Raw genomic sequence first — 24,039 nt, 5'->3', positions numbered from 1 at the left:
TAAAGAATGCATATAGTTTTAATTAGTACCCCTATTGGTTTTTTAGGAAGTGGTAAAGGCGGTGGAGTTGAGCTTACTCTAAACTCTTTAGTTGCTGGCTTGATTGTAAAAGGTCATACAGTTGACGTAGTGGCCCCAAATAACTCTAAATTGTTTGAAGTTAGTAAAAAAGCAAAATTACATTTTGTAGAAGGAAAAGAGCAAAAAAGTTGGCAACATCAAGATTATTATTCGTCAGTAAGTATTCCTGATAATTCACTTTTATCAGGAATGATTGAAAAGGCAATAGATATTGGAAAGAAAGCAGATATTATTTTGAATTTATCTTACGATTGGCTACCAATTTGGATGACTCTAAATTTAAACATTCCAATTGCTCATATTATTAGTATGGGTTCCGAAAGTTTTGTTATAAGAAATTTAATTTCAAAAGTTTATTCCAAATTTCCTAATAACTTTGCTTTTCATTCAAAGATACAAGCATCTGATTATCCTTTTATTGAAAATCCAATTGTTATTGGGAATGGATTTAATTTAAGTAATTATATATTTCAAGATTGTAAAAATGGTCCTCTTGGTTGGGTAGGAAGAGTAGCCCCTGAAAAAGGTTTAGAGGATGCAGTGTATGTGGCTAATGCTCTTGGCGAAAAACTTAAGGTTTGGGGAATTGTTCAAGATGAGTCATATGCATTAAAAATAGAAAAATTATTTTCTCCAGGGATTATAGAATGGAAGGGTTTTGTAGAAACTGATAAGTTACAGAAAGAACTTGGAACTTGTAGAGCTTTACTTAATACTCCCAAATGGAACGAAGCTTATGGAAATGTAGTAGTTGAAGCATTAGCCTGTGGAGTACCTGTTGTGGCATACAAAAGGGGAGGGCCAAGTGAAATTATCCAGCATGGTAAAACAGGTTACTTAGCAAAACCTGATGATAAGAAAAGCCTTCTTAATTACTTGAAAATCATTAATAAGATTGACCGGAAAAATTGTAGAGAATGGGTAGATAGTAATGCTTCTTCAAATATATTTGCTGGTAAAGTAGTGAATTGGCTTAATAAAGTTATTAAAGAATATCAAACACAAATTTATATTAAATGATTCTTCTTAAGTCTAAAGAAAGGCTACTAACTTTTTTAGTAGTTTTGGTTTTTGGAATAATAATTTTTCTTTTAGGTTTAGGCTCTACAGGATTAGTAGATGAAACTCCTCCCCTTTTTGCTGCCGCAGGGAAGGCAATGAGCGAATCTGGCGATTGGTTAACTCCAAAAGTAAATGGTATTTTCCGATTTGATAAACCACCTCTTATTTATTGGCTAATGGGCTTGTTCTATTCCTTACCGAAAAACGAGGTGTGGGACAGCCTTGGAACAATTTCAGCAAGACTTCCTTCAGCATTGGCTTCCTTATTTTTAATGCTAATGATTGGAGATACAATATACTGTTGGCCTCAAAAAGGAGATAGAAAATTATCTACTCCGATAGTGGCATCTTTGAGCTTTGCCTTGTCTCCACTATTAATTGTATGGAGCAGAACTGCCGTAAGTGATGCACTCTTATGCGGGAATTTAGGGATAAGCCTTCTTTTGTTTTGGAGAAGAATGGCTAGTAATAAAAAGGAAAATTGTATCTCTCCATGGTTTTTTCTGGGGCTTGCAATTTTAACCAAAGGACCAGTAGCCTTTGTCCTTGCATCATTGACTATTGCATCTTTTTTATCCATCCAAAAAGATTGGAGGGATTTACTTGACAAAATAAAACCTAAAAGAGGTTTATTAATTACAGTTTTATTAAGCCTGCCTTGGTATGTTTTAGAGTTAATAAAGGAAGGGAGACCTTTTTGGGATAGTTTTTTTGGGTATCATAATTTCCAGAGATATACATCCGTAGTTAATAATCATGCAGAACCTATTTGGTTCTTTTTATACGTAATGATTATAGGATCATTACCATTTACACCTTTTTTATTTCACGGAATATTTGAGGCTTTTAAAGATTTAAAAACTAGTTTTAAAAAAGATTACACCCCTTCAGAAAGTTTATTTATTTATTGTTTATGTTGGCTTGGTTCTGTTTTTATTTTTTTTAGTATTTCTGCAACAAAGCTGCCGAGCTACTGGCTTCCTGCCATGCCAGCTGTAGCAATTCTGACAAGTTATAGTTATTTGAAGCTTAGAAATCAAAAAAAAACCTTTTCTTCTTTGTGGATTATTAATCTTTTTATTCTGTTTGGGTTATCAATAGCGTTCTTTTTATCAAATATTTGGTTGAACACGATAAATGATCCTGAAATGCCAAATCTTGCATCAAACTTATTGAGTACCGGAATAATTTTTAAAGCAAAATTGTTTTTCTTTGCTTTTGCTTTCGTGGGAATTGTTTTATTTGTTTTTAGATCTCATAATATTTTTCTTTATCTACAATTATTACTATTGCTTGGACAAACTGTTTTGATGCCACCAATAAGGAAATTAGGAGATACATCTAGACAATTACCTTTACGAAATATCTCTAAGCAAATTTTAAATACTCGACAGGGTGGTGAAACTCTTGCAATGATTGGAATAAGAAAACCATCATTACATTTCTACTCAAAACAGATAGTTTTTTATGAATCTAGAGATGCAGAAGGGGTAATTAATTTATCCGAGAGATTGACCTTTGATAGAAGGATTAATTTTCAAGACAAACCTAATTACGATAATGAATCCTTTTTGGTTGTCATAGATAAATATTCATCTATTGAGAAACATTGGTCAAATATTAGTCATCAAAAACTAGGTGTTCATGGAATTTATAATCTATGGAGGATCAAAAAAAGTGATTTAAATGCTCAAGCAACTAATTTACTGAGTAACGGTTTTGAAGCTAACTGGAGAAATAAAAAAGTGGAAAAATTTTAACAAAGCTTTTTTTTAAGCATTTCATTCTTTAGGTCATCCAAACTACATTTATTTGGAATTTCGACATTATTTAAATTATCTAATAATTCTAAATCTATGACAGAATCCTCCGCCAAAAAACTGAAAACCTCATTGATACTAATCCCCATATCACGAGCCATTTCTGAAATGAGTCGTAAAGTATCTCTTCTTACAGAGATTTTAAGATCTAGAGGGATATATTCATTTTTAGGATTTACTGACTTCATACTATAAATCTTAAGACATTATGTAAATATCCGGATATATTATTTACAATAATCAGCAAATATGTTGATTGAATGAATATATCTACTTATTTAAAGGGTTATTTCTGAGGTTATTGAAAAGTTTTTATCAAATTTGCCAGAACAGGAATCGTAATAATTGAAATTAATGTTGTTGTAAAAAGAATTGTAGCTGCAATCTTTTGATTTGTTTTATAAGCTTCAGCCAACAAGATTGTTGATACAGCTGATGGTGTTCCTGCCTGAAGAACCACTGCTGAAGTCTCGTTTAAGTTAAAGCCCAAGATCTTGCTAAAAACAAATATAAATAGAGGGAAAATTAATAATTTTAAAATTATTGAATATTTAATCCCTTTATTCAAATTAAAAAATTTAGTTTTGCTATTTGTGATTATTCCTAGTCTTGTTCCAACAACAACTATCGCTAGTACTATTACTATTCTTGCTGGGATCCACAAATAATCTCCTAAAAATTTTTCCAATCCTAAAAGATATACAATCAGAACACCTACTATTCCTCTTGAGGCAGGGCTATTTAGTATTGCTTTTAAAAGTTCATTGAAATTAAGATTTGTATTAGTGTTTATCCTCTTTTTTAGAAAGAAAGGCCCAAATATCCAAGCAAATAGAGTTGTTCCTAAATCAAATCCTATCGTAAAATTAATAGTACTTGTGGGAAGGAGGGCTAATGCAATTGGGATCCCTAGAAATGAAGTGTTACCTATTAAACCAGCTAATTGTAAAGAGTAATTAGGTAGTCTTGTTTTAAATATTGATAAGTAATTAATTAGAATTATTAAAAATCCAATTGATAGAAAAGCAATTAAAGCAGTTTTAATTAAATCTAGATCAATTCCTTCTTTTAATAAGAGGCCCATTACACTCAACGGAATACCATACTTAATTAGGGGTAAAGCGATAAGTGCTGATAGTTTAGGTTTTCTTTTTCCAATAAAAAAACCTAAAATCAAGAAAGGAATAATATTTATAAAAAGATTGTAAATAGTATTAATTTATTTTTAATAAAATAATCCTACCTTTTTAGGAGTTATGTGATGAATATATATTTTTTATTTAATTTAAATTATTTTCCAAATTGCATTTTCTGGAATCAAGGGTGTCTTTTTTAAATCTTCAGGCTCTTTTGTAAGGACACGCCAATTTGGGACTCTACATGTTACGTATGATGGGCTTTCTATTAATATTCCAGGTTTTTCATCAAAGGTGCAACTAAAACCCTCTTTCCAATATCCCCCTTCATTAAGGCTTCCTTTAAACCAAACCCAGCATTTAGAAGATTTCAAGACTTAATTTGTTATTTGATTTATATTAGGCTTTATTTAAATGTTTTACGGGCAGTTTTAGGGCAAATTAATACTTTTAGATTAATTAATTATCACTATCTAATATTTCGGGAATAATATATTTTTGAAATTAAAATAAATAAATTAAGTATTAAAGTGATAATGTTCGCCATTAAAATTGGTAATGAAGATATTTTGTATCCATAAATAATCCAAGACCCTACTCCGCATATAAACATTATTAAGGTAACCAAAGAGACGTCTTCAGCTTTTTTAGTCTTTAAAGTTTTAATTAACTGTGGGAGAAAAGCAACTGTGGTTAAGATTGCTGCAAAGTATCCGAAAAACTCAATATTTAAAGAATTCATTATCTACATTTCTCAGATAAAAAAGCTAAGGGATCTTCCATTTTAGAAGAATACCCAAGCACATCATTTGAAAAATAGTTGTAAATAATTTGGTCTTTATCATCTAAAAGAAAGGAAGCACCCCTTTGAGGAAGATATTTATTATCAAGAATATAGTCATTCCAGTTTTGAAGAATTTCCAACATGTTAGTTAATCTGTAAGTAGCCAATTCAAAAGGCCTTAAATAACCATCACCACAAGTATATTTGAAGAATATTCCAGAAAATTTTATCAAATTAAAGAAATTTATTTGATCCTCGTCAGAGAAAATTTGTTTTGATTTCCTATCACCTGTATAACCTCTGATAACCTCTTTAATCGTTTTTAACGAGTTTATTCCTGATAACATCAGTAACATATTGATCCAACCTCCCAGTCCAATATCAATACCGTTTGAAACCTTAAGGTCCTCGTGAATTTTATTATCGTAAACTACTTCTAAATTCTTATTAGGAAATCCTGTAAATTTGCAAAATTTTTCTTTACCGATTTTGTTACCAATTGCTATTGCAAAAATATCTATTTCTTTATTTTGAGTATTGTTTATAAAATTTTTCAAATTTATTGCGTATTCAAAACTATCAAAATCACCCAGCAGGCCCAATAAAACAATTAATTTATATTTTTTTGAACTTAAAAAATTAAAATCTTCAATCAGCTTATTGAGATTAGTTTTTTGATTATTACTGAGCATTATTAGATTCTGATCAGGTTAAATTGCTAGGGATAGATTTTTTTACGTTAATTTGTATAAAAATATACATGAAAAAGTTTTTATAAAAATTAATTTATCGTATTTTAATTTTATTATTTTAATATAAACATTTTGAAGTTATGACCGTAGGAATTTATTACGCAACTACAACCGGAAAAACTGAAGACGTAGCTGATCGTCTTCACAACTTTATTTCTTCAGCAGAATCACCTAAGGATGTTTCCGATGTTGATGATCTTTCGGAATTCGAAGGCCTTGATGGAATAATTTGTGGTATTCCTACATGGAATACTGGAGCAGATGAGGAAAGGTCTGGAACTGCTTGGGACTCAATATTAGAGGATATTGGGGAACTTAGTTTGTCAGGAAAAAAAGTAGCCATTTTTGGTTTAGGGGATTCATCTACCTATACAGAAAACTATTGCGATGCAATGGAAGAATTACATAGTTATTTCAAAAAAGCAGGTGCTGAAATGGTTGGCTATGTTAACAAATCTTCTTATACGTTTGATGAGTCAAAGAGTGTAATGGGTGAAAGCTTTTGTGGGTTACCACTTGATGAAGATAGTGAATCTGATTTAACAGACTCTCGTCTAGAAACATGGGCTTCTCAATTAAAGGGCGAAATTCCTTCATTGGGATAAATCTTTTAAGATATTTGTTTTTTTCTTTGTAATATGATTATTATTACTTATTAAATAATGTATTTAACAGAAATAAACTGCAAAGAACTTTTTAAAAATGCTTATGAAAGAAGATATACGTGGGATAGTAAATTTAGTGGTTATAAAGGTAAATGTATTTTCTCCGTGAATAGTGATACCTATAAAGGTAGTTTTGTTTTAGGGAAAGATTTTAAACCTGAAATCCACAATATTGATGATCAAAAAATAGTTAAAAGTATATCCTCACAATTATTCGAAGTGTCTATCCATAGGGTAAAAAGAGAATTTAAAGAAATTCACTCGAAAAACAATTTTAATTTAATTAAAGATTCAGAGAGTGGAATTGAAATGATGGTTTCCGGTAAAAGTGAGGGTGATAAATATCGTGTCAAAAATAATTGTATAAATATGGTTTATAGAAAAATCCACGGAATAATCATAGAAATTTTTGTTCAAGAATTCTTCGATACTGGGAATGGATTCCTAAGTAAAAAATATACTAGCCAACAAATTGATCCTAATACTCTTAAAGCTAATTCTTTGAAGTTGGAATATGAGGATAGATTTATTAATATTGGTTCTCAAGACATTTGGATACTTAATTCAAGATCTATAAAATACTTAAATAAAAATCAAGAAGAAGATATACAAGAGTTTATTTTTGAGGATCTAAGTTTATTGGGCTAGTGGCTCACTTTTTACTCTACTAATCTAAATCCTTTATCAAGTAATTTCTGATAAAGAAGCCTAGCTCTGAAAGCAAGAATTTGCTCTTCATTTTCATTACTAATTACATGAAAGTAATTAGCATCTAATTTGTTTTTGCTAAAACATACATTTGCCTCCCCTAATCTTAGTGTCCAATTTTCTTCTTTTGCTAAATCTTGATTAGGACCTAGATCCCATGGACATTTTTCAGGATATTTTTCTCTTTTAGATCCCATTGAAAATTTTTAAACTACCCAATATTAGTAACAATTCAAAAGTATGGCTATGGATTTTTAATTATTAGCTTTTCATTACCTTTGTCTTCCACTGCAGTAAAGGAACAATTTATTCCTTAGTCGCAATTAAACAATAAAAAGGATCTTTATTTAAAAAATTAAAAATATTAAGAGAAGTTTCATTAAACTTTTTAATGATTTTTGGTTCATTAAATCCGTTTGTGATTAATACTTTTCTTACATATTTGATTCTCTCTTCTTCAGTAGATGAAGTCCATATATTAGGAGCCTTATGCCAAAATGCTCTATTTGAAAAAGCAATCATAATCTTGCCCTGATTACTCAAAATTCTTGCGATTTCCTTGGTTAAATTTTCTGGATATTGTAAATATTGCCAGGCTGCCACCATTAAACAATAATCAACCGTTCCACTTTCTAGAGGAATCTCTTGATTTAAATTGAAATTTTGTTTCCAATAAGAATCAAAAATTTTGTTTTTTTCGAGTTCTTGTTTGTTTAATCCATGCCCAATAACTTTTTTATATGTTTTCTCTTTTGGTAAATAACTATCCCAACTGGACATTAAATCAAGGACAGTTGAATCATCTGCAATTTCATTTTTATAAACATTGGATAAATATTGCCTGAAGTTTGCATCTAAATGATAAACAAATTTTGGGTCAGAATAAAATTCTTCATCATTGCTCTCATCAAGTTTTTTTCTTTGATAATTATTTAAAACTTCCAAGACCATTATTTTGAGAGGTACTATAAATTTAGTAAATAGATATTCATATTGTGATTTAAAATATATTTAGCATTTAGTTAATTAAAGATTTTTAAAAAAGCTAGACATCTATTCAAAAAAAGTTAAATTATTAAATATCAATTTAATTAAAATGATTTTATTTAAAAAGAGTAAAAAAAGTAGATCTAAAAGTGCTCTTTTCAATCCATATAAAAACGGAATTAGTCAATACGATATGGCATATCTTTCATCAAAAAAAGTTTTAAAAAATAAATCTTTTAATCTGCAAAATGATTTTCAAAAAGATAATTTAGCTGCATAAATATGCCTTATATTAATGTTTCTACTTCAGCAAAAATTGAGGACAAGAAAAAATTACTTGAAGAAATCTCAATATTAGTTTCGTCTTTGACAAATAAATCAAAAAGATTTGTTATGGCTAAATTAGATGATAATTGCGAAATGTATTTCGATGATGAAAGCCTTTGCTGCTATTTAGAAATAAAGTCAATAGGTTCCCTAAGTCCCTCAGAGATGGCAAAACCTATATGTAATTTTATTTATGAAAAGATTGGAGTCCCTTTAGATAAAATTTATATTTGTTTTGAAGACGTTCCTGCTGAGATGTGGGGGTGGAATGGAAGAACCTTTGCTTAATAATTATTATTTTAGGTATTAATTAAATGGAAATAAATAAATTAGTTGATTTAAACAGTCTTAGAACTGCTCCGCAATTAAGCAGCAGTCAAGTAAAAAAACTATTAGGAGAACTAGAAACTAATATTTTTAATGCCGATTGGATAACAATAGGGATAATGGCACCTTCTGATACTAAAGCTATTGAAGCATTGCAATCAATTTCTAATAAATATTCCTCAATAAAATTTGGTAATTTAGATTCCCTTCATGCTGATGGAAGTGTTTTTTTAAAAGGTAACCAAAAAACTGGTAATGTTTTTGTTAGATCTGAAAATGGTCTGGGAGAAGGAATTTTAATAACTTGCCAATTTGATGAAGATGCAGAAGAATCTAATACTTTTGGGCCATTGCCATTAGATTTTTTCTGTATTTAAAATCTCATTTGTACCATTGTCAAAAATATTTCTTTTCTTACAACTTTGTTATTATGTTCATTGGTGCCGCTCTAAATTTTTAAAAATTTTAATTCGATGTATTTTCAGGATATAATTCAAAACTTAAATAAATTTTGGTCTGAAGAAGGTTGTTTGATTATGCAACCTTATGACACAGAAAAAGGTGCTGGAACTATGAATCCACATACTTTCCTTAGGGCTATCGGACCAGAACCATGGAGTGTTGCTTATGCTGAACCATGCAGAAGACCTACTGATGGAAGATTTGGAGATAATCCAAATAGGGCTCAACATTATTTTCAATACCAAGTAATTATTAAACCATCACCAGATGAAATACAAGAAAAATATCTAACTTCTCTTGAATTCTTAGGGATAAATCCCAAAGATCATGATATAAGGTTTGTAGAGGACAATTGGGAGTCTCCTACCCTAGGAGCCTGGGGAGTAGGCTGGGAAGTTTGGTTAGATGGAATGGAAGTTACACAATTTACTTATTTTCAACAATGTGGAGGAATAGATTGCAATCCAATACCTATCGAAATAACTTATGGATTAGAGAGAATTGCAATGTTTTTGCAAGATAAAGAAAGCATTTGGGATTTAAATTGGAATAAAGATATTAATTACAGTGATATTTGGCTTCAATTCGAAAAAAACCAATGTTCTTTTAATTTTAGTAATTCAAATCCTGAAAACATGCGAAAATTATTTGCCATCTATCAAGAAGAAGCTAACTCTTTAATTGAAAAAGATCTTACTTATCCAGCTCTAGATTTTGTTTTAAAATGCAGTCATTGCTTTAATTTGTTGGATGCTAGAGGCGTGATCTCGGTGACAGATCGAGCTCAATATATAGAAAAAATTAGGAAACTTGCTAGAGAAGTTGCCACTTCATGGATAAAAGAGAGGGAGTTGATGAATTTCCCATTAGTGAAAAAATAAAAATTTAGAGATTAATTTAAAAAAAATGAGTAATTATGTATTAATTGATACAAGGTTATGTGTAGGAAATTTCTTTTAGGATTCTTGATCTATGGTTTTATATAAAGTAACCATAGATACTATTTTATAAAAGTGCAAAAACTAAAAAGACTTTTTTATTCAGCTTTAACTCTTACTTTCTTGTTTAATACAAATATACCTGTTAATTCGACTGAAAAAGAAGTGAAGGTCTATTCAGGAAGGCATTACAATACAGATAAAGAGGTTTATCAAAAATTTCAAGAACAAACTGGCATCAAAGTTAGATATATAGAAACAGATGGAAAAGCTATAATTGAGCGCTTAAAAAGAGAGGGTAAAAATTCTCAGGCTGATTTAGTAATTCTTGTTGATGCAGCAATAATTGAAAATGCATCAAAGGCAAATTTATTTCAAAAAATTAATTCAAATTTTCTAGAAAATAGCGTTCCAAACAATTTGAGAGATCCTAGAAATAAATGGTTTGGCCTTACTAGGAGATTAAGGGTAATCATCTCAAATCCGGATATTGTGGATATTACAAAAATCAAAAATTTTGAGGATCTAACCAATCCTTCTTTTAAAGGAAAAGTATGTCTAAGAAATAGAAAAAGTCCTTATAATCAATCTTTGGTTTCTAATCAAATAGCAAAGAAAGGTGTTGGTCAAACAAAAATTTGGCTTAAGGGTTTGATATCAAATGTCTCCACTCCCTATTTTTCTGGAGATTCTTCATTAATAAGAGCTGTAGGGCTGGGAACGTGCGGTATTGGAATCGTTAATCATTATTATGTCGCAAGGATGCTTGATGGCGTTAAAGGTCCAAGAGATGCCTCTTTAGCAGAAAAAATAAAATTAATAATACCAAATCCTGCTCATGTAAATATCACTGCTGGGGGCGTATATAAATATGCAGAAAACAAGACTGAGGCTATTAAACTACTTGAATATTTAGCTTCTAGTGAAGGTAGTCAAGGTTTAGCTAATAAAACTTATGAGCACCCCTTGAAGGAATCAAGCCAAAATAGAATTGTTAGTAAATTTGGAGATTTCACTCCAGATAATGTGACTATAAAAGAACTTGGGAAATTCAATAGTAAGGCAATAGAAATAATGAAAGAAGTAGGTTGGAATTAATTAGAAGATATAAAAAAACGAATTTATAAATTTTATATATTATTTATTTATGGAGAGGTGGCTGAGTGGTCGAAAGCGAACGATTCGAAATCGTTTAACGGGAGACTGTTCGTGGGTTCGAATCCCACCCTCTCCGTTAATTTTTAGATTCTTATACCTTTTGTTGTGGTAATTAATCCTCCAAAATGCATGCTAATAAAGGATGGTTGATTAATTATAGATTTAAAAGTTTATATTGCTAATTTGAAATTAACACTATAACTAGCAATAAAATGTGGTGGATAAATGTGGTTTACCTTTAAAATTGTGTGGTATAAAATTCCCTATATGGTGGAACGAAATACCATTACGATTTGGGTTCGATTCAGATGACACCAACTTAATCTATTGAAGGAAAGAATGATGTGTTGGACTACTTTTGGAGGTGTGGTAGATATTCAATCTCTAATTTTCCTCCACCTGTTATACATATATCCCATATAGATTTCTTGCATATAGTTCTTTGCTCCGTTTTCTAATAAATTCCTAGAGAATTTATCGTTGAATCTTCCACTTTCTAATAACTCTTTCTTCCAATCTATTTTTTCTTTCATTGTTGCTGCTGCTCTTGTATTTTCTTCAATCTTTCGTATTCCACATGTAGAACACCTAAACGCCAAGCATCTTTAAATCCTTTTACACCTCCTATTAAGAGTTTTGCATCTGATGGCGAATGTGACTTCATATTCAAGAACTCTTTCTGCCATGAAGTGTTATCCCATTTAGTGCTCAACGTTTTGCTCCATACTTTTTGAAATTATCCAAAGAATTTACAACTATGCTTTTGTAATCACTAGGAAACCTTTGTTTCAGTATATCTGGGATTTTTAAGCAATCTGGATAGGGATTATGTAAATAAAAGATCACTTCCATCTCTTCCTTCAAAACAATGTAATTTAATAACAATCCTACATAATTATGTTCTTTATTCATTTCGATAGTGCCTCAACTTGCTCTATTTCTTCTGAAGGAAAATATGAATTATCATCACTTAGTGAAAATATTCTTCTTCTTCATCACTTAGTGAATTTGAATCAACCTCATCAATACTTTTAGTTTTTTTATTCCATTCAAAATATTCAACATCACTTCCTTCACATTCCAATAATTCTCCAAGTTCTAATGTCTCAGGATTTATTTGGTATATACAAGTTTTTAAAGTATCAAAACGAATATCTAATTTTTCTAATTCTTTATCTTCAAGATATTGTTTTAGGTAATCAAAAATATCTTCAGTTTCTTTAAAATTCCCAAATTTAGGAGTGAAAGTAAAACCATCATCATATCCAAGTGCTACATCTATACATTTTTCTTTAAAGAATGAAAACTCTGGTGGATGAATGTCAGGGTATAAATTCCCGACTCCAAATTTCTCTATTTTCCTTTGTTCAGTCATATTTAAATTTTGATTTTTTTTAATTTTAAAGAACCTGTCAATAAATTTTCTTACGCTCTTAATAATGTGGCGATTCTGATTCTTCTGGAGGGAAATAGGTATCATCATCATTACCTTTTTTCTTCTTTCTTAAATATTCTTCTGATGGATCTAATCCATCATTATAATGATTACATTCCTTCTCCATTAGTTGTCCAATACTCTTTTTTCATTCCTATTATTATCTTATAGAATTGAAAACTGTCTTCCTAGTAGTATTATTGAAAAGTTAATTAGATAAATTAAAGAATTTTTTAAATGAGGTTGGTATTTTATTTATTTATATTTAGTCAATTATTAAATTTCGTTAGTGTCTTAGCAGATAAATATACAAAAGAATCGTCTGAAACAAAAAAGATTAAATGGGAAAAAATACAAGAAAAAAATTCAAATGATTTGAAAAAGATTATTTGGAAATACTATAAGGATGATAAAAGTTATTTTCAAAATAATAATGAGGAAAGTTCTAAAGTAAAAAAAACTGAGAATTATAGAGATGAAAATATTTATAATTCTAAACTAAAATCAAATCCTTCTATTCTTGAAATTGAACCATATTTACCTCTTAACAATTTTCTTGACTATGGAGATTTTCAAACTTCAGTTAGATGGAAATCATCTTTTGATGGGGGTGTATCTGGTGGTACTGGGCAACAAAATCCATCATTTGTTTTTGATTATGGGCTCTCAAATTCTTCCCTTATCTCAATTTATTTTTCTGAAGCGGATGATAATTTATACAACTTAATTGATGGACAACTAAGTAATTATCATTGGCAAAATTATGCTTTTTCATTTAAGAAAAAATTATTAGAAGAGAATGAAAATATCTTGGGTCTATCAATGGTATCTACTCTTGAATATTGGAGGCAAGCTAGTGGATCTGAAAATACAAAAAGTATATATAATCAAGAGAATAATTCATATGGTAAAGATAAATTTGAAAATATAATTGGAGCTTTTTCTTTACCCTTTTCGAAAAATTTTAATGATAAATTGGCAGTTGTAATAGTTCCTGGAATCACTTTTTTACCTGAGAAACTAGGCTCAAAAGGAATTGGTAAAAATGCTTATGAAAATAATTTTTATGTTGGAAGTGGCTTTGTTTTAGATATTGCTGAAGATGTTGATCTTCTTTTCTCATATACAACTCCATTAGGCCCTGGCAATAATTATTTTGATAGTGAACTGAAGTACTCTAGAAAACCAATATATAGTATAGGGTTGGGATGGGATATCAATCCTAAGATTGGAATTGAAGGTAAATTATCGAACTCATACGGTTCGACTCCATCTACAGGATTACTTACTATTCCCTCAGATAATAAGCCACTTTATTCTGCAAATCTTATATATAAACCATATGGAGAAGATACTCTTCTTGAACCCTTAAATGATAGAGAGAAATTGATTAGTTATGGCGGAATTACAGTTAATAATGCACTGATACCTAAAGCTGGAACTTCACAAATTAATCTTAATTATGACTCTAAGGGAAATTTGTTTGGATTTTATGGTTATTCGTTGTCAAATATATTTCAACTAGAGTTTCTCAATATTGGTCGTTTTAATGATAATAATATTTCAACTTTATATTCAACTTACTTAAGTGAAAATAATCTTAATTACAGATTAGGAGGGAAATTATTAATATTTAGCCCTCAAAAAGATGACCTTTTTTGGATGACAGTTAGGACATCGGTTGGAAGAAATGATGATACTAATCAAGGTTACCTATTCAGTGAATTGATAAATACTTTTAGCTTAAATGATAAGTTAGCCTTTAATTTAAGTCCTAAATATTTTTTTAGTGGTGTGGACAGTTTTGGGGGGTTAGGACTTTCAAGTTACATAAATTTATTTGATAATTTGCAACTTATCCCTGAAATAAATACTTCATTTAAAAATGATTCAGATTTTAATTCCTCATTAGCATTAAGGTATTCTCTAAAACCAGGAAAATCAATTGATTTATATTATTCCAATGCAGTCGGTATACAGGACATCGGACAAATTCTTGAAGATAACGAATATCGAATTGGTTTTAAATTAAATTTTTTATACTAAAGAATTAATAATTTAATTTTCCCAAAAGGGATCGGTAGTAAAAGCAACGCTTAATGAACAATCTGTTTCACTTTGAATATTGCTTATACAAGCTCTAACTGTTTCTCCATTAACATCTATTTCACAGGCACCACAACTACCTGTTAGACATCCAGTTGGGATTTCTATTCCTGCTACCTCTGCTGCAGAAAACCAATCATCACCTTCGTTTACAATTGTCGTAATGTTATTTGGCCATATAATTTTAATTTTTGATTGTTTCAATTTAACAATGATGAAATATTAAAATTTTTTTTAAATTCATTTGCGAGATTATCAATAATGTTTTCCCGTTTCATTTTATAAGATCTTGTTCTCTTTTTTAATAAAGGTAAGTTTTTCCCTTTTCTAATTAAATTTAAATAGTGATCTCGCCAGTCATCATTTTCAAAGATTCCATGAATATATGTACCTGCAATAGTCCCTCCTTGAATATTTTCTTTATACCACCCAAGATCTAAATCCTTAAAAATGGGTTTTATTTTAAAAGTATCTTGACTGTTATCTAATTCAGTTACTCCGTTATGTATCTCAAACCCGTTGATTTCTGTTACCTGCGGCCAAATTGACTCAGAATTTATTTGCCTTGTTATCTTTTTTTGAAAGAAAGTTGTTTTTAAAGGGAGTAATCCAATTCCATTGATTGATTTCTCACAATTGATTTTTGATCCTTCTTTAAAAAATGGGTCTTCAAGAATTGTCCCTAACATTTGTAAACCTCCGCAAATTCCAAAAATATTACCTTTATTCGTTGAATAATTTTTTATATCTTCTGATAGACCAGAATCTCTAAGAAATTTTTGATCTTTAATAGTCTGTTTACTTCCAGGAATAATAAGAAAATCATATTGATTTAAATTTTGAGATTCCATTACCCATTTGATTAATATTGATTCTTCATTTTCTAATGGATCAAAATCTGAAAAGTTACTTATAGATGGCAATTTTATAATTCCAACCTTTAATTCAGGGTTGGTTAAAGATGATTTTTTTTCTAATAAATCTAAAGAATCCTCTGGAGGGAATTTATCATCTAACCAAGGAATTATTCCTAAAACAGGGATTTTTGTTTTGTTTTCTATCCATTTTTTACCTTCTTCAAATAATGAAAGGTCCCCTCTAAATCTATTTATTAATATGCCTTTAATAAGCTTTCTCTCATCTGGTTTCATTAACTCAAGAGTTCCTATTATTTGAGCAAATACGCCTCCTCTTTCGATATCAGTTACTAAAATGCAATTCGCGTTTAAATACTTTGCAACTCTTAAGTTCGTAAGGTCTCTGTGAATTAAATTCATCTCTACAGGACTTCCTGCCCCCTCAATAATTAAACGACAATTTGGGTATCGTTCATATATTGAATTCAAACTTTTTTTTATTACTCCCCATCCTGGGAAAAACCAATCTTTGTAGTAATCTTTTGCTGTTGTAATACCCTTACTTTTCCCTAAATGAATGACTTCACTAGTTGAATTACCTTGTGGTTTTAATAGGATAGGATTCATCTCCGAAGAAGGAATTATCCCGCAAGCAAATGCTTGTAAAGCTTGAGAAAATGCCATCTCTCCGCCATTCCAGTCGACCCATGCATTGTTACTCATATTTTGACCCTTAAAAGGTATTGGTTCTTCTCCTGAATTTTTAAGAATCCTGCCAATGGCCGTAACTGTTAAAGATTTACCTGCCCCGCTAGATGTACCTAAAACCATTAAGGGCTTTTTAATAGGTTGTAGTTTTTCTATTAATTCCATTAGTAATTTATATTAATCTTGTAATTTATTAATAAGTAAATTGAATTATAATTCGATAAAAAATTTGTGTTAATTCTAGCCTCTGCTTCTCAATCTAGAAAGAAATTACTAGAAAATTCTCAAATCGAATTTATTCAAATATCAAGTAATTTTGATGAAGCTTTAGTAAAAGAGAAAGATATATCTAATTTAACTCTCGAATTGTCTTTTCAAAAAGCTAGTAGGATTGCTCTTAATATCCAAGAAATAGACTTACCAGAAAAGTTTAATTATAGTTCTGTAGAAATTCTTGGTTGTGATTCAATATTCGAATTTAATGGAAGACCTTTCGGAAAACCATCAGATAAAGATGAGGCATATAGAAGATGGTCACAAATGTCTGGAGAATTTGGTTTTCTCCATACAGGACATACATTACTTTTTAGTACTTTTGACTCAAGTTCAAAAATACTAAAAGTGACAAAGAAAATTAAAAAAACAGTAAGTTCTAAAGTATATTTTTCTAAATTGCAAGATGAAGAGATAAAAAATTATGTTGACTCTCTTGAACCTTTATATTGTGCTGGAGGATTTGCTTTAGAGGGCAAGGGAGGTAAATATATCGAAAGGATAGATGGTTGTTTTAGTAATGTAATGGGTTTAAGTTTGCCATGGCTTAGAAAGAGTCTTATTAAGGAAGGAATTTTCCCATAAAAAAAAGACCCTTAAAAAGGGTCTTTTGAAAATTGATTAGAGTTAATCAATATCTGGCATTTCTAGAGCTGGCTCACTCTTTCTGTCAATTCCTTTTTCGAAACCGGCAGCGGCTGCTCTAGCACGACCTGCATGCCAAAGGTGACCGATGAATGTAAACCATCCTAGGAAGAATTGAGCTGCAGCTAACCATTGTCTTAAGTTAACAAAGTTAACAGCATTAGGCTCAGTAATGATACCACCAACGGAGTTGATAGAAGCATTAGGTGCATGAGTCATATATTCAGCTGCTCTTCTAACTTGCCAAGGCTGAATATCATTTTGAATTTTCTCAAGGCTCAATCCGTTAGGTCCTCTTAAAGGTTCTAACCATGGTCCTCTGAAATCCCAAAATCTCATTGTTTCACCACCAAATATAATTTCACCTGTAGGAGATCTCATGAGATACTTACCTAATCCTGTTGGTCCCATTGTTGAACCTACATTAGCTCCAATTCTTTGATCTCTCACAAGGAAAGTAAAGCTTTGGGCCTGTGAAGCTTCAGCGTTTGTTGGGCCATAGAATTCTGAAGGGTAAGCAGTATTGTTAAACCAGATGAAAGTTGATGCAATAAAACTTGCAACACAGATTCCACCAAGTGCATAACTAAGAAGTCCTTCTCCATTCCAAATGAATGCTCTTCTAGCCCATCCAAAGGGTTTTGTGAAGATATGGAATAAACCACCAATAATTGCGGTTATACCAACGTATACATGGCCTCCAACAATGTCTTCAATTGAGTTAACACCGATAATTGAACCAGCACCTCCCCATGGAGACCTAAATAGATAACCAAGTATTACTCTTGGATCTAAAGTTGGACTAACCAATCTAACTTCTCCTCCACCGGGAGCCCATGTGTCATAAGCACCACCGATAAACATCCAATCTGCGACGAAAAATAAAGCACCAACTCCTAAAACTACTAGGTGATAACCCAATATATTAGTCATTTGGTTTTTATCTCTCCAGTCAGTTGAAAAGAAAGGAAAATCTTGCTCGAGCTTTTCTGGACCAGCTAAAGAGTGATAAATTCCTCCAAAACCTAAAACTGCTGAGGAAATTAGATGTATAACACCTGCAACGAAGAAGGGATATACAGAAGTAACTTCACCACCAGGGCCAATTCCAAACCCAAACATTGCAACGTGAGGCATACAAATTAAGCCTTGTTCCCACATTGGTTTATCAAATGTGAAATGGCTTACTTCGAATAACATCATTGCTCCAGCCCAAAATACTATTAGGCCAGAGTGTGCAATGTGTGCTCCAAGTAAACGTCCAGATAAATTAATTAATCTGGCGTTACCTACGTACCAAGCGTAACCAGTTTCTTCAATACTCTGGTTAGGAGCTCTTAGTAAATTATTAAAGGGCGTTTCCACGCGGAAGAACCTCCTCAGGGAATACAAAGTTTTCGTGTGGTTGATCCACAGAAGACATCCATGCTCGCATACCTTCGTTCAGAAGTATATTCTTTGTGTAGAATGTTTCAAATTCTGGATCTTCTGCAGCTCTTATCTCTTGGCTAACGAAATCGTAAGCTCTTAAGTTAAGTGCTAAACCAACAATACCAATTGAAGATGTCCACATACCCATAACAGGTACAAATAACATCAAGAAGTGAAGGAATCTCTTATTAGAGAAAGCAATACCAAAAATTTGGCTCCAGAATCTATTCGCTGTAATCATTGAATAAGTTTCTTCTTCTTGAGTTGGATCGAAAGCTCTAAAGGTTGAACTTTGAACTTTACCGTCTGTGTAAACACTTGTATCTTCATATAATGTGTTTTGAACTGTAGCTCCGTGGATAGCGCAAAGAAGTGCACCACCAAGAATTCCAGCAACACCCATCATGTGAAAAGGATTAAGGGTAATATTGTGAAAACCTTGAATAAACAAGATATAACGGAAAATTGCAGCAACACCAAATGATGGTGCAAAGAACCAACTATGCTGTCCTAGTGGGTAGATAAGGAAGATACTTGTGAAAACTGCAATTACTGCTGAAAAAGCAAGTGCATTGTAAGGTCTGATACCTACAAGACCAGCAATTTCAAATTGACGAAGCATGAAACCGATAAGGCCAAATACTCCATGTAATGCAACAAAGTTCCAAAGACCACCAAGTTGTAGCCATCTTACGAAACTACCTTGGGCTTCTGGACCCCATAAAAATAGAAGACTGTGACCCATGGCATCTCCAGGGGTACTTACAGCTGCTGTCAAAAAGTTTGCTCCTTCAAGATATGAAGATGCAATACCATGTGTGTACCAAGAGGTAACAAATGTTGTTCCGACAAACCATCCACCAATTGCAAGATATGCACAAGGTAGAAGTAGTAAACCGGACCAACCAATAAATACAAACCTGTCGCGCTTTAACCAATCATCAAGGACATCAAACCATCCTCTCTGTGGGGCGCTTCCAACGGCGATCGTCATGAGAAATCGTTTTTAGCTTCGGGATACGATGAGACTGTAACAAAGATTGAGAGTAAAGTGGGGAAATATCTGTATATATGAAATGCCTTGTAAAGCTTTCCTAACTTTAATGCTAAAAATTAGGTAATAATACTCTATATTAATTCTTAAATTAGTAGGAATAGACATCTAGAATAAAAATATTATGCAATCAAATCTCTCTTCCTTTAACAAAATTGAACAAAAAATCAATGGTTCAAGAAAAATTTCTAACTACCTTATTGGAGGAATGTTATCTATTGGCGGTATAGGTTTTATCTTAGCTGCGATCTCAAGCTATACAGGTAGAGATTTGCTCCCTTTAGGTAATCCTTCAACCTTACTTTTTATCCCTCAAGGAATAATAATGGGTGCATATGGAGTAATAGCGAATTTGCTTAATATTTATTTATGGTATTTGGTTTTTATAAATTTCGGTTCAGGTTATAACTTTTTTGATAAAGATTCTCAATCTGTTGAAATTAAAAGAAAAGGATTATTTAAGGATATTGAAGTTAAATTAAGTTTTGATGAAATTAAGTCAGTAAAACTTGATATAAGTGAAGGATTTAATCCAAGAAGAAGAATTGCATTGGTTCTTAAAGGCAGAAAAAAACCACTTCCTTTGAGTGGAGCAGGAGAACTTAAACCGTTGCTTCAAGTTGAAGAGGAAGGAGCAAGATTAGCCAAATTTCTAAATGTAAATTTGGAGGGTTTAAAATAAGAAGATTTTATTTATTAAAACCACTTATATTTTTTAAGATATTTTTATTATTAATTACAGGTTGCAGTTATAAAAATACTTTTGATTCTAATTATTATTGTAAAAAGCTTGAACTTAATTGTTTGAAAAAGAACGAAAGAGTAGTTTTCAAGACTTCAAAAGGTAATATTGATGTGCAATTATATGGAAAAAATAAACCAGTTACAGTAAGTAATTTTATTCAAAATGTAAATAAAAATATCTATAAAAATAAAAGGTTTTATAAGATAATTAATTTTCCTCAAGTTAAAGTAATTTATTCAGGCATTTACCCAGAAAACAATTATTACAAAAAAGAAAATCAAAACTTAAACAAACTTAGAAGAAATATTCCCTTGGAAATAAAATTAAAAAAAGAAATCGAACCAAAATATGGTTACCAAATTTTAGATCCTGCAGGAATTGTAACTTTGACTAACTTTTTTGAAAAGGGATCATTAGCTATGGTTAAAAGTGGAGAAAGGAATTCATCTACTACAGAGTTTTTCTTTGTAACTAATAAATTCCCCGAATTAGATGGAAGATATTCAATCTTTGGAAAAGTTGTTAAAGGAATAGAAATATTACAGGAAATAGATAGGGAAGACTTGATTTATGAAATCATAATTTCTAATTAAATCTCTAAAGAGTATTTATTTATTTTTAACATTTCAGTATTTACTCCAGAAGATCGCTTAAGAGCAACTTTCCCTGTTCTTGCAATTTCAAGTATTCCATATGGTTCAAGAAGCTTTTCCAAAGCAACTAATTTCCCTGGATCTCCCACCACTTCAAGGGTTAAAGCAATATCTGACACATCTACTACTTTTGCTCTAAATATTTGAACGATATCTAAAATATTACTTCTAGTATCTTCTTTTGACGATACTTTGAGAAGCATTAATTCCCTTTCAACTGCAGCAAGGTTTGTAAAATCAACGACTCCAAGAACATTAAATAATTTATTAAGTTGTTTGGTCATTTGTTGAAGGGTTTCATTATCACCCTCTACTACCATTGTTAATCTTGAAATCCCCTTAGTTTCTGCAGGCCCAACAGCGAGACTATCGATATTAAAACCTCTTCTAGCAAATAGACCTGAGATTCTACTTAAAGCCCCCGATTCGTCTTCAACAAGTACTGATAATGTATGTTTCATCTTTTAATAGGTTGTTAAGTCTCTAATCCATTCATAAGAAATTTTATTAAATAATGAAGGATCTTCATCATGAACACAATGGCCTGAATTGGATATTATTTTCAATTCTACCCATCTATGGAATTTTGCAATCTTTTTGCCAAGAAATAAAGGTATGAAATTATCCTTTTCTCCCCACAATAATAAAAAAGGAATTTTTTTTGAAAAACTAAGTTGTTCCAAAAGGTAAGAGGCCTTTAACTTATCTCCCCTTGTTGCCATACCAATGCACATAGCTCTTAGTGCTCTTGCCGAAGTCTTTCTTAAAACTGGTTTACTTACAATATTTATTAATTCTTTATCTACTTTATCTTTTTTGAAATATGCAGAATTAAGTCCTAATTTTATTATTCCCAATTTACTTATTAAAAATAGAACTATTTCTAAAGGAAATATTCTGAAAAATATTTTTATAAGTTTGATTCTAAATTTTTCAAAAGTCGAATTAAGTTTTGATTCCTTTTTTTTAATTACTAAAGGATCTGGAAGTGGAGATGCGATAACTGATAATATTTCATTTTTTAAATAGACTGCGCATGTTAAAGCTACTAAAGAACCTAAAGAATTTCCTATTAAAATTATCTTCTTAGAAGTCTTTGGCCTGATTACTTGTTTAATAAAATCACTGACTTGATTACACCAAACTCCATTATCTAATTTTCCTATATCTCTTATACCTGGCTGTGCTGAATTGCCAAATCCAATTAAATCTATTGAGTAAACAGAATATCCTTTTTGTGCAAAGTAGTAAGAATTATTTCTCCAATGTTTACTACTTGCTCCGAACCCGTGAAGCAAAATCATTGGATTTGTATTATCTTCACCTTTAACACTCCAAAAAATTTTAAATCCATTCCAATTCCAATAATTAGATTCGTTTCCTTCATGCGATTTATCTATAGAGTTCATATAAATTACCCCCTCTGTTCCTCTATTAAATAATTTAAAGATATTTGCATTAGTTCTTTTTTCTACAAAAAAATGCATATAAACGTTAAATTATAATAGTTGATTAAGTTTCCTATGGCTAAAGAAATTTTTAGTATTGCTGCTGTATTTTGGATATTGATACCAATTGGATTGGTTGGTGGTGCATTATTATTAAAATTTCAAGGAGATTGATTCTCACGAATACTATAGAAAGTGAGTTAATCTCGGAAAGTTAAGTACATCCTCAAGTATGAAGATTCTTTTAGTAGGTGCAACAGGAACTCTTGGTAGGCAGATAGCAAAGCAAGCTATTGAAGAAGGGCATGAAGTTAGATGTTTCGTTAGGAATCCAAGGAAAGCTTCTTTTCTCCAAGAATGGGGTTGTGAACTTACAAAGGGGAATTTACTAAACTCTGGAGATATAGATTATGCTCTACAAGACATTGAAGTAGTTATTGATAGCGCAACTGGGAGACCCGAAGATTCCAAAAGTATATATGAAACTGACTGGGACGGTAAACTTAATCTTTTTAATGCTTGTGAATCGAAAAAAATAAAAAGGGTTATTTTTCTCTCAATTTTATCAACAGAAAAGTTTAGAAATGTACCCCTAATGGATGTTAAGTATTGCACCGAAAAACTTCTAGAAAAATCTAATTTTGACTATACAATTTTCAAATGCGCTGCTTTTATGCAAGGCGTCATTAGTCAATTCGCCATACCTGTGTTAGACAGTCAAGCCGTCTGGATGAGTGGCACCCCAACTAAAATCGCGTATATGAACACCCAAGATATGGCAAAAATTATTGTTTCATCTATAAATAAGCCAAAATCTTATAAGCGTTCACTTCCTTTAGTTGGACCAAAGGCTTGGGATTCTGATGAAGTAATTTCTTTATGCGAAAAATATAGTAATAAGAAAGCAAAGATTTTTAGAGTTTCGCCTTTTCTAATAAAAGTAACTCAGAACGTGGTTTCATTTTTTCAAGATGCACTAAATGTTTCTGAGAGATTGGCCTTCGCTGAAGTTACTAGTAGTGGAGTCCCCTTAGACGATGATATGAGTAATACTTATGAATTGTTAGAACTTAAAAAAGAAGATTCTACTTCTTTAGAAAGTTACATTAAAGAATATTATCAGCAGATTTTAAAAAGACTTAAAGAAATGGAAGCTGATCTAAATATTGAAGAAAAAAAGAGACTTCCTTTCTAAGGTTGCATTAGATAAATTCTATAGTATATTTGTACTATAAGTAACTATTCTGATGTCAATTTCTAAATCTAAAAATCTTGAACGTAAGTTAAATAATATCGCTCAAGAGGCAACTAATGAATTAAACAATGTTTGTGGTTCATCTTTATGGGAGAGTTTAGGATTTGTCTTTTTCGATCAACTAGAGGATCCTGAAAAAATTGCAAAGGCAAATTTTTATTATGGTCAGTTACAAATAATTAATGAAATCAAATTTTTTGTATAAATTAAAAATCTTTGCAA

Annotated in this window: 34 protein-coding genes and 1 tRNA gene; 17 read left to right on the top strand and 18 right to left on the bottom strand. The window is 31.0% G+C overall.

The features are described from left to right. The first annotated feature begins 6 nt into the window (after positions 1-6). On the top strand, positions 7-1,101 hold the full coding sequence (locus TX50_RS06360) for a glycosyltransferase family 4 protein (RefSeq protein ID WP_011132812.1): 1,095 nt from the start codon (positions 7-9) through the stop codon (positions 1,099-1,101). Next, complete coding sequence (locus TX50_RS06355) at positions 1,098-2,903, top strand: ArnT family glycosyltransferase (protein ID WP_011132811.1); 1,806 nt, start codon at positions 1,098-1,100, stop codon at positions 2,901-2,903. Before TX50_RS06360 ends, TX50_RS06355 begins: the two co-directional genes overlap by 4 nt. On the opposite strand, the gene TX50_RS06350 is transcribed toward TX50_RS06355, so the two are convergent. The 5 genes from TX50_RS06350 to TX50_RS06330 all read right to left on the bottom strand — a co-directional run bounded on the left by TX50_RS06350 (position 2,900) and on the right by TX50_RS06330 (position 5,575). Continuing rightward, a complete protein-coding gene (locus TX50_RS06350; RefSeq protein ID WP_011132810.1) occupies positions 2,900-3,151 on the bottom strand; it encodes a hypothetical protein in 252 nt (83 codons plus the stop codon). The two genes, TX50_RS06355 and TX50_RS06350, sit on opposite strands and share 4 nt — an antisense overlap. 110 nt (positions 3,152-3,261) lie before the next feature. Beyond that, positions 3,262-4,047, bottom strand: a complete 786-nt coding sequence (locus TX50_RS06345) for an AEC family transporter (RefSeq protein WP_011132809.1) — start codon at positions 4,045-4,047, stop codon at positions 3,262-3,264. A gap of 201 nt (positions 4,048-4,248) precedes the next feature. Continuing rightward, entirely contained in the window at positions 4,249-4,473 is a 225-nt protein-coding gene (locus TX50_RS06340; RefSeq protein ID WP_011132808.1) for a hypothetical protein, read from the bottom strand. A 95-nt stretch (positions 4,474-4,568) separates the two neighbouring features. Then, a complete protein-coding gene (locus tag TX50_RS06335; RefSeq protein ID WP_011132807.1) occupies positions 4,569-4,841 on the bottom strand; it encodes a SemiSWEET transporter in 273 nt (90 codons plus the stop codon). Then, entirely contained in the window at positions 4,841-5,575 is a 735-nt protein-coding gene (locus TX50_RS06330) for an AhpC/TSA family protein (RefSeq protein WP_011132806.1), read from the bottom strand. Before TX50_RS06330 ends, TX50_RS06335 begins: the two co-directional genes overlap by 1 nt. Before the next feature lie 140 nt (positions 5,576-5,715). On the opposite strand from TX50_RS06330, the gene fldA reads away from it, so the two are divergent. Both fldA and TX50_RS06320 read left to right on the top strand, forming a co-directional pair. Beyond that, complete coding sequence (fldA, locus tag TX50_RS06325) at positions 5,716-6,240, top strand: flavodoxin FldA (RefSeq protein ID WP_011132805.1); 525 nt, start codon at positions 5,716-5,718, stop codon at positions 6,238-6,240. 57 nt (positions 6,241-6,297) lie between these two features. Continuing rightward, on the top strand, positions 6,298-6,948 hold the full coding sequence (locus TX50_RS06320; protein WP_011132804.1) for a DUF3386 domain-containing protein: 651 nt from the start codon (positions 6,298-6,300) through the stop codon (positions 6,946-6,948). A gap of 11 nt (positions 6,949-6,959) precedes the next feature. On the opposite strand, the gene TX50_RS06315 is transcribed toward TX50_RS06320, so the two are convergent. Both TX50_RS06315 and TX50_RS06310 read right to left on the bottom strand, forming a co-directional pair. Beyond that, the gene (locus TX50_RS06315) at positions 6,960-7,205 is read right to left on the bottom strand and encodes a hypothetical protein (RefSeq protein WP_011132803.1); all 246 of its coding nucleotides are present in this window, start codon (positions 7,203-7,205) and stop codon (positions 6,960-6,962) included. A 109-nt stretch (positions 7,206-7,314) separates the two neighbouring features. After that, positions 7,315-7,953 carry a methyltransferase domain-containing protein gene (locus TX50_RS06310; RefSeq protein ID WP_052039327.1) on the bottom strand — a complete coding sequence of 213 codons (639 nt, stop codon included), beginning with the start codon at positions 7,951-7,953 and terminating at the stop codon, positions 7,315-7,317. A 151-nt stretch (positions 7,954-8,104) separates the two neighbouring features. Here TX50_RS06310 and TX50_RS09770 point away from each other — a divergent pair, with 151 nt between their 5' ends. The 6 genes from TX50_RS09770 to TX50_RS06285 all read left to right on the top strand — a co-directional run bounded on the left by TX50_RS09770 (position 8,105) and on the right by TX50_RS06285 (position 11,283). Continuing rightward, positions 8,105-8,275, top strand: a complete 171-nt coding sequence (locus TX50_RS09770; protein WP_173028032.1) for a hypothetical protein — start codon at positions 8,105-8,107, stop codon at positions 8,273-8,275. Between the two features lie 2 nt (positions 8,276-8,277). After that, complete coding sequence (locus TX50_RS06305; protein WP_011132801.1) at positions 8,278-8,610, top strand: phenylpyruvate tautomerase MIF-related protein; 333 nt, start codon at positions 8,278-8,280, stop codon at positions 8,608-8,610. 26 nt (positions 8,611-8,636) lie between these two features. Next, complete coding sequence (locus TX50_RS06300; RefSeq protein ID WP_011132800.1) at positions 8,637-9,026, top strand: DUF1824 family protein; 390 nt, start codon at positions 8,637-8,639, stop codon at positions 9,024-9,026. 96 nt (positions 9,027-9,122) lie between these two features. Further along, on the top strand, positions 9,123-9,992 hold the full coding sequence (glyQ, locus tag TX50_RS06295) for a glycine--tRNA ligase subunit alpha (RefSeq protein ID WP_011132799.1): 870 nt from the start codon (positions 9,123-9,125) through the stop codon (positions 9,990-9,992). A 132-nt stretch (positions 9,993-10,124) separates the two neighbouring features. Next, positions 10,125-11,147 (top strand): extracellular solute-binding protein, encoded by a 1,023-nt coding sequence (locus TX50_RS06290; protein WP_011132798.1) that lies wholly within the window; start codon positions 10,125-10,127, stop codon positions 11,145-11,147. A gap of 51 nt (positions 11,148-11,198) precedes the next feature. Beyond that, a tRNA-Ser gene (locus TX50_RS06285) sits at positions 11,199-11,283 on the top strand. 301 nt (positions 11,284-11,584) lie between these two features. On the opposite strand, the gene TX50_RS09485 is transcribed toward TX50_RS06285, so the two are convergent. From TX50_RS09485 to TX50_RS09945, 5 genes are read right to left on the bottom strand one after another with little or no spacing between them, the layout of a single operon-like run. Continuing rightward, the gene (locus TX50_RS09485; protein WP_157859394.1) at positions 11,585-11,740 is read right to left on the bottom strand and encodes a hypothetical protein; all 156 of its coding nucleotides are present in this window, start codon (positions 11,738-11,740) and stop codon (positions 11,585-11,587) included. Beyond that, complete coding sequence (locus TX50_RS09950; RefSeq protein WP_036930549.1) at positions 11,737-11,919, bottom strand: hypothetical protein; 183 nt, start codon at positions 11,917-11,919, stop codon at positions 11,737-11,739. The genes TX50_RS09485 and TX50_RS09950 overlap by 4 nt, the downstream gene beginning before the upstream one ends. Beyond that, positions 11,916-12,119, bottom strand: coding sequence for a hypothetical protein (locus tag TX50_RS06275; RefSeq protein WP_036930552.1), 204 nt, complete (start codon positions 12,117-12,119; stop codon positions 11,916-11,918). Before TX50_RS06275 ends, TX50_RS09950 begins: the two co-directional genes overlap by 4 nt. Positions 12,120-12,177: 58 nt before the next feature. Continuing rightward, on the bottom strand, positions 12,178-12,582 hold the full coding sequence (locus TX50_RS06270; RefSeq protein WP_036930555.1) for a hypothetical protein: 405 nt from the start codon (positions 12,580-12,582) through the stop codon (positions 12,178-12,180). Positions 12,583-12,640: 58 nt separating this feature from the next. Next, positions 12,641-12,769 carry a hypothetical protein gene (locus tag TX50_RS09945; RefSeq protein ID WP_268741251.1) on the bottom strand — a complete coding sequence of 43 codons (129 nt, stop codon included), beginning with the start codon at positions 12,767-12,769 and terminating at the stop codon, positions 12,641-12,643. Positions 12,770-12,879: 110 nt separating this feature from the next. On the opposite strand from TX50_RS09945, the gene TX50_RS06265 reads away from it, so the two are divergent. Next, positions 12,880-14,688, top strand: a complete 1,809-nt coding sequence (locus TX50_RS06265) for a hypothetical protein (protein WP_011132796.1) — start codon at positions 12,880-12,882, stop codon at positions 14,686-14,688. A gap of 12 nt (positions 14,689-14,700) precedes the next feature. On the opposite strand, the gene TX50_RS06260 is transcribed toward TX50_RS06265, so the two are convergent. Continuing rightward, positions 14,701-14,952 (bottom strand): 2Fe-2S iron-sulfur cluster binding domain-containing protein, encoded by a 252-nt coding sequence (locus TX50_RS06260; protein WP_011132795.1) that lies wholly within the window; start codon positions 14,950-14,952, stop codon positions 14,701-14,703. After that, complete coding sequence (locus TX50_RS06255; RefSeq protein ID WP_011132794.1) at positions 14,949-16,478, bottom strand: cobyric acid synthase; 1,530 nt, start codon at positions 16,476-16,478, stop codon at positions 14,949-14,951. Before TX50_RS06255 ends, TX50_RS06260 begins: the two co-directional genes overlap by 4 nt. A 66-nt stretch (positions 16,479-16,544) precedes the next feature. On the opposite strand from TX50_RS06255, the gene TX50_RS06250 reads away from it, so the two are divergent. Continuing rightward, positions 16,545-17,171 (top strand): nucleoside triphosphate pyrophosphatase, encoded by a 627-nt coding sequence (locus TX50_RS06250; RefSeq protein ID WP_011132793.1) that lies wholly within the window; start codon positions 16,545-16,547, stop codon positions 17,169-17,171. A 42-nt stretch (positions 17,172-17,213) separates the two neighbouring features. On the opposite strand, the gene psbC is transcribed toward TX50_RS06250, so the two are convergent. Both psbC and psbD read right to left on the bottom strand, forming a co-directional pair. Then, positions 17,214-18,596 carry a photosystem II reaction center protein CP43 gene (gene psbC, locus TX50_RS06245; protein ID WP_011132792.1) on the bottom strand — a complete coding sequence of 461 codons (1,383 nt, stop codon included), beginning with the start codon at positions 18,594-18,596 and terminating at the stop codon, positions 17,214-17,216. Continuing rightward, on the bottom strand, positions 18,580-19,656 hold the full coding sequence (gene psbD, locus TX50_RS06240; RefSeq protein ID WP_011132791.1) for a photosystem II D2 protein (photosystem q(a) protein): 1,077 nt from the start codon (positions 19,654-19,656) through the stop codon (positions 18,580-18,582). The genes psbC and psbD overlap by 17 nt, the downstream gene beginning before the upstream one ends. A 184-nt stretch (positions 19,657-19,840) precedes the next feature. Here psbD and TX50_RS06235 point away from each other — a divergent pair, with 184 nt between their 5' ends. Both TX50_RS06235 and TX50_RS06230 read left to right on the top strand, forming a co-directional pair. After that, positions 19,841-20,398, top strand: a complete 558-nt coding sequence (locus tag TX50_RS06235; RefSeq protein ID WP_011132790.1) for a photosystem I assembly protein Ycf4 — start codon at positions 19,841-19,843, stop codon at positions 20,396-20,398. Between the two features lie 122 nt (positions 20,399-20,520). Next, a complete protein-coding gene (locus TX50_RS06230) occupies positions 20,521-21,054 on the top strand; it encodes a peptidylprolyl isomerase (protein WP_011132789.1) in 534 nt (177 codons plus the stop codon). Here TX50_RS06230 and ilvN read toward each other — a convergent pair. Both ilvN and TX50_RS06220 read right to left on the bottom strand, forming a co-directional pair. Then, positions 21,051-21,575: an acetolactate synthase small subunit gene (gene ilvN, locus TX50_RS06225; protein ID WP_011132788.1), complete on the bottom strand. Its 525-nt coding sequence runs from the start codon at positions 21,573-21,575 to the stop codon at positions 21,051-21,053. The two genes, TX50_RS06230 and ilvN, sit on opposite strands and share 4 nt — an antisense overlap. 3 nt (positions 21,576-21,578) lie before the next feature. Next, positions 21,579-22,523, bottom strand: coding sequence for an alpha/beta fold hydrolase (locus tag TX50_RS06220; RefSeq protein WP_036930629.1), 945 nt, complete (start codon positions 22,521-22,523; stop codon positions 21,579-21,581). A gap of 114 nt (positions 22,524-22,637) precedes the next feature. On the opposite strand from TX50_RS06220, the gene petM reads away from it, so the two are divergent. From petM to TX50_RS06205, 3 genes are read left to right on the top strand one after another with little or no spacing between them, the layout of a single operon-like run. Next, positions 22,638-22,736, top strand: a complete 99-nt coding sequence (gene petM / locus TX50_RS06215) for a cytochrome b6-f complex subunit PetM (protein WP_011132786.1) — start codon at positions 22,638-22,640, stop codon at positions 22,734-22,736. Between the two features lie 58 nt (positions 22,737-22,794). Then, positions 22,795-23,757 (top strand): NAD(P)H-binding protein, encoded by a 963-nt coding sequence (locus TX50_RS06210; RefSeq protein WP_011132785.1) that lies wholly within the window; start codon positions 22,795-22,797, stop codon positions 23,755-23,757. Between the two features lie 52 nt (positions 23,758-23,809). Next, positions 23,810-24,022 (top strand): hypothetical protein, encoded by a 213-nt coding sequence (locus TX50_RS06205; RefSeq protein ID WP_036930560.1) that lies wholly within the window; start codon positions 23,810-23,812, stop codon positions 24,020-24,022. The last annotated feature ends 17 nt before the right edge of the window (positions 24,023-24,039 follow it).

It is taken from the genome of Prochlorococcus marinus subsp. pastoris str. CCMP1986 (assembly GCF_000011465.1).
GTDB lineage: Bacteria > Cyanobacteriota > Cyanobacteriia > PCC-6307 > Cyanobiaceae > Prochlorococcus_A > Prochlorococcus_A pastoris.
Note: the sequence above shows the minus strand (reverse complement) of the source record. Positions and strands in the feature narration are given on the sequence as shown.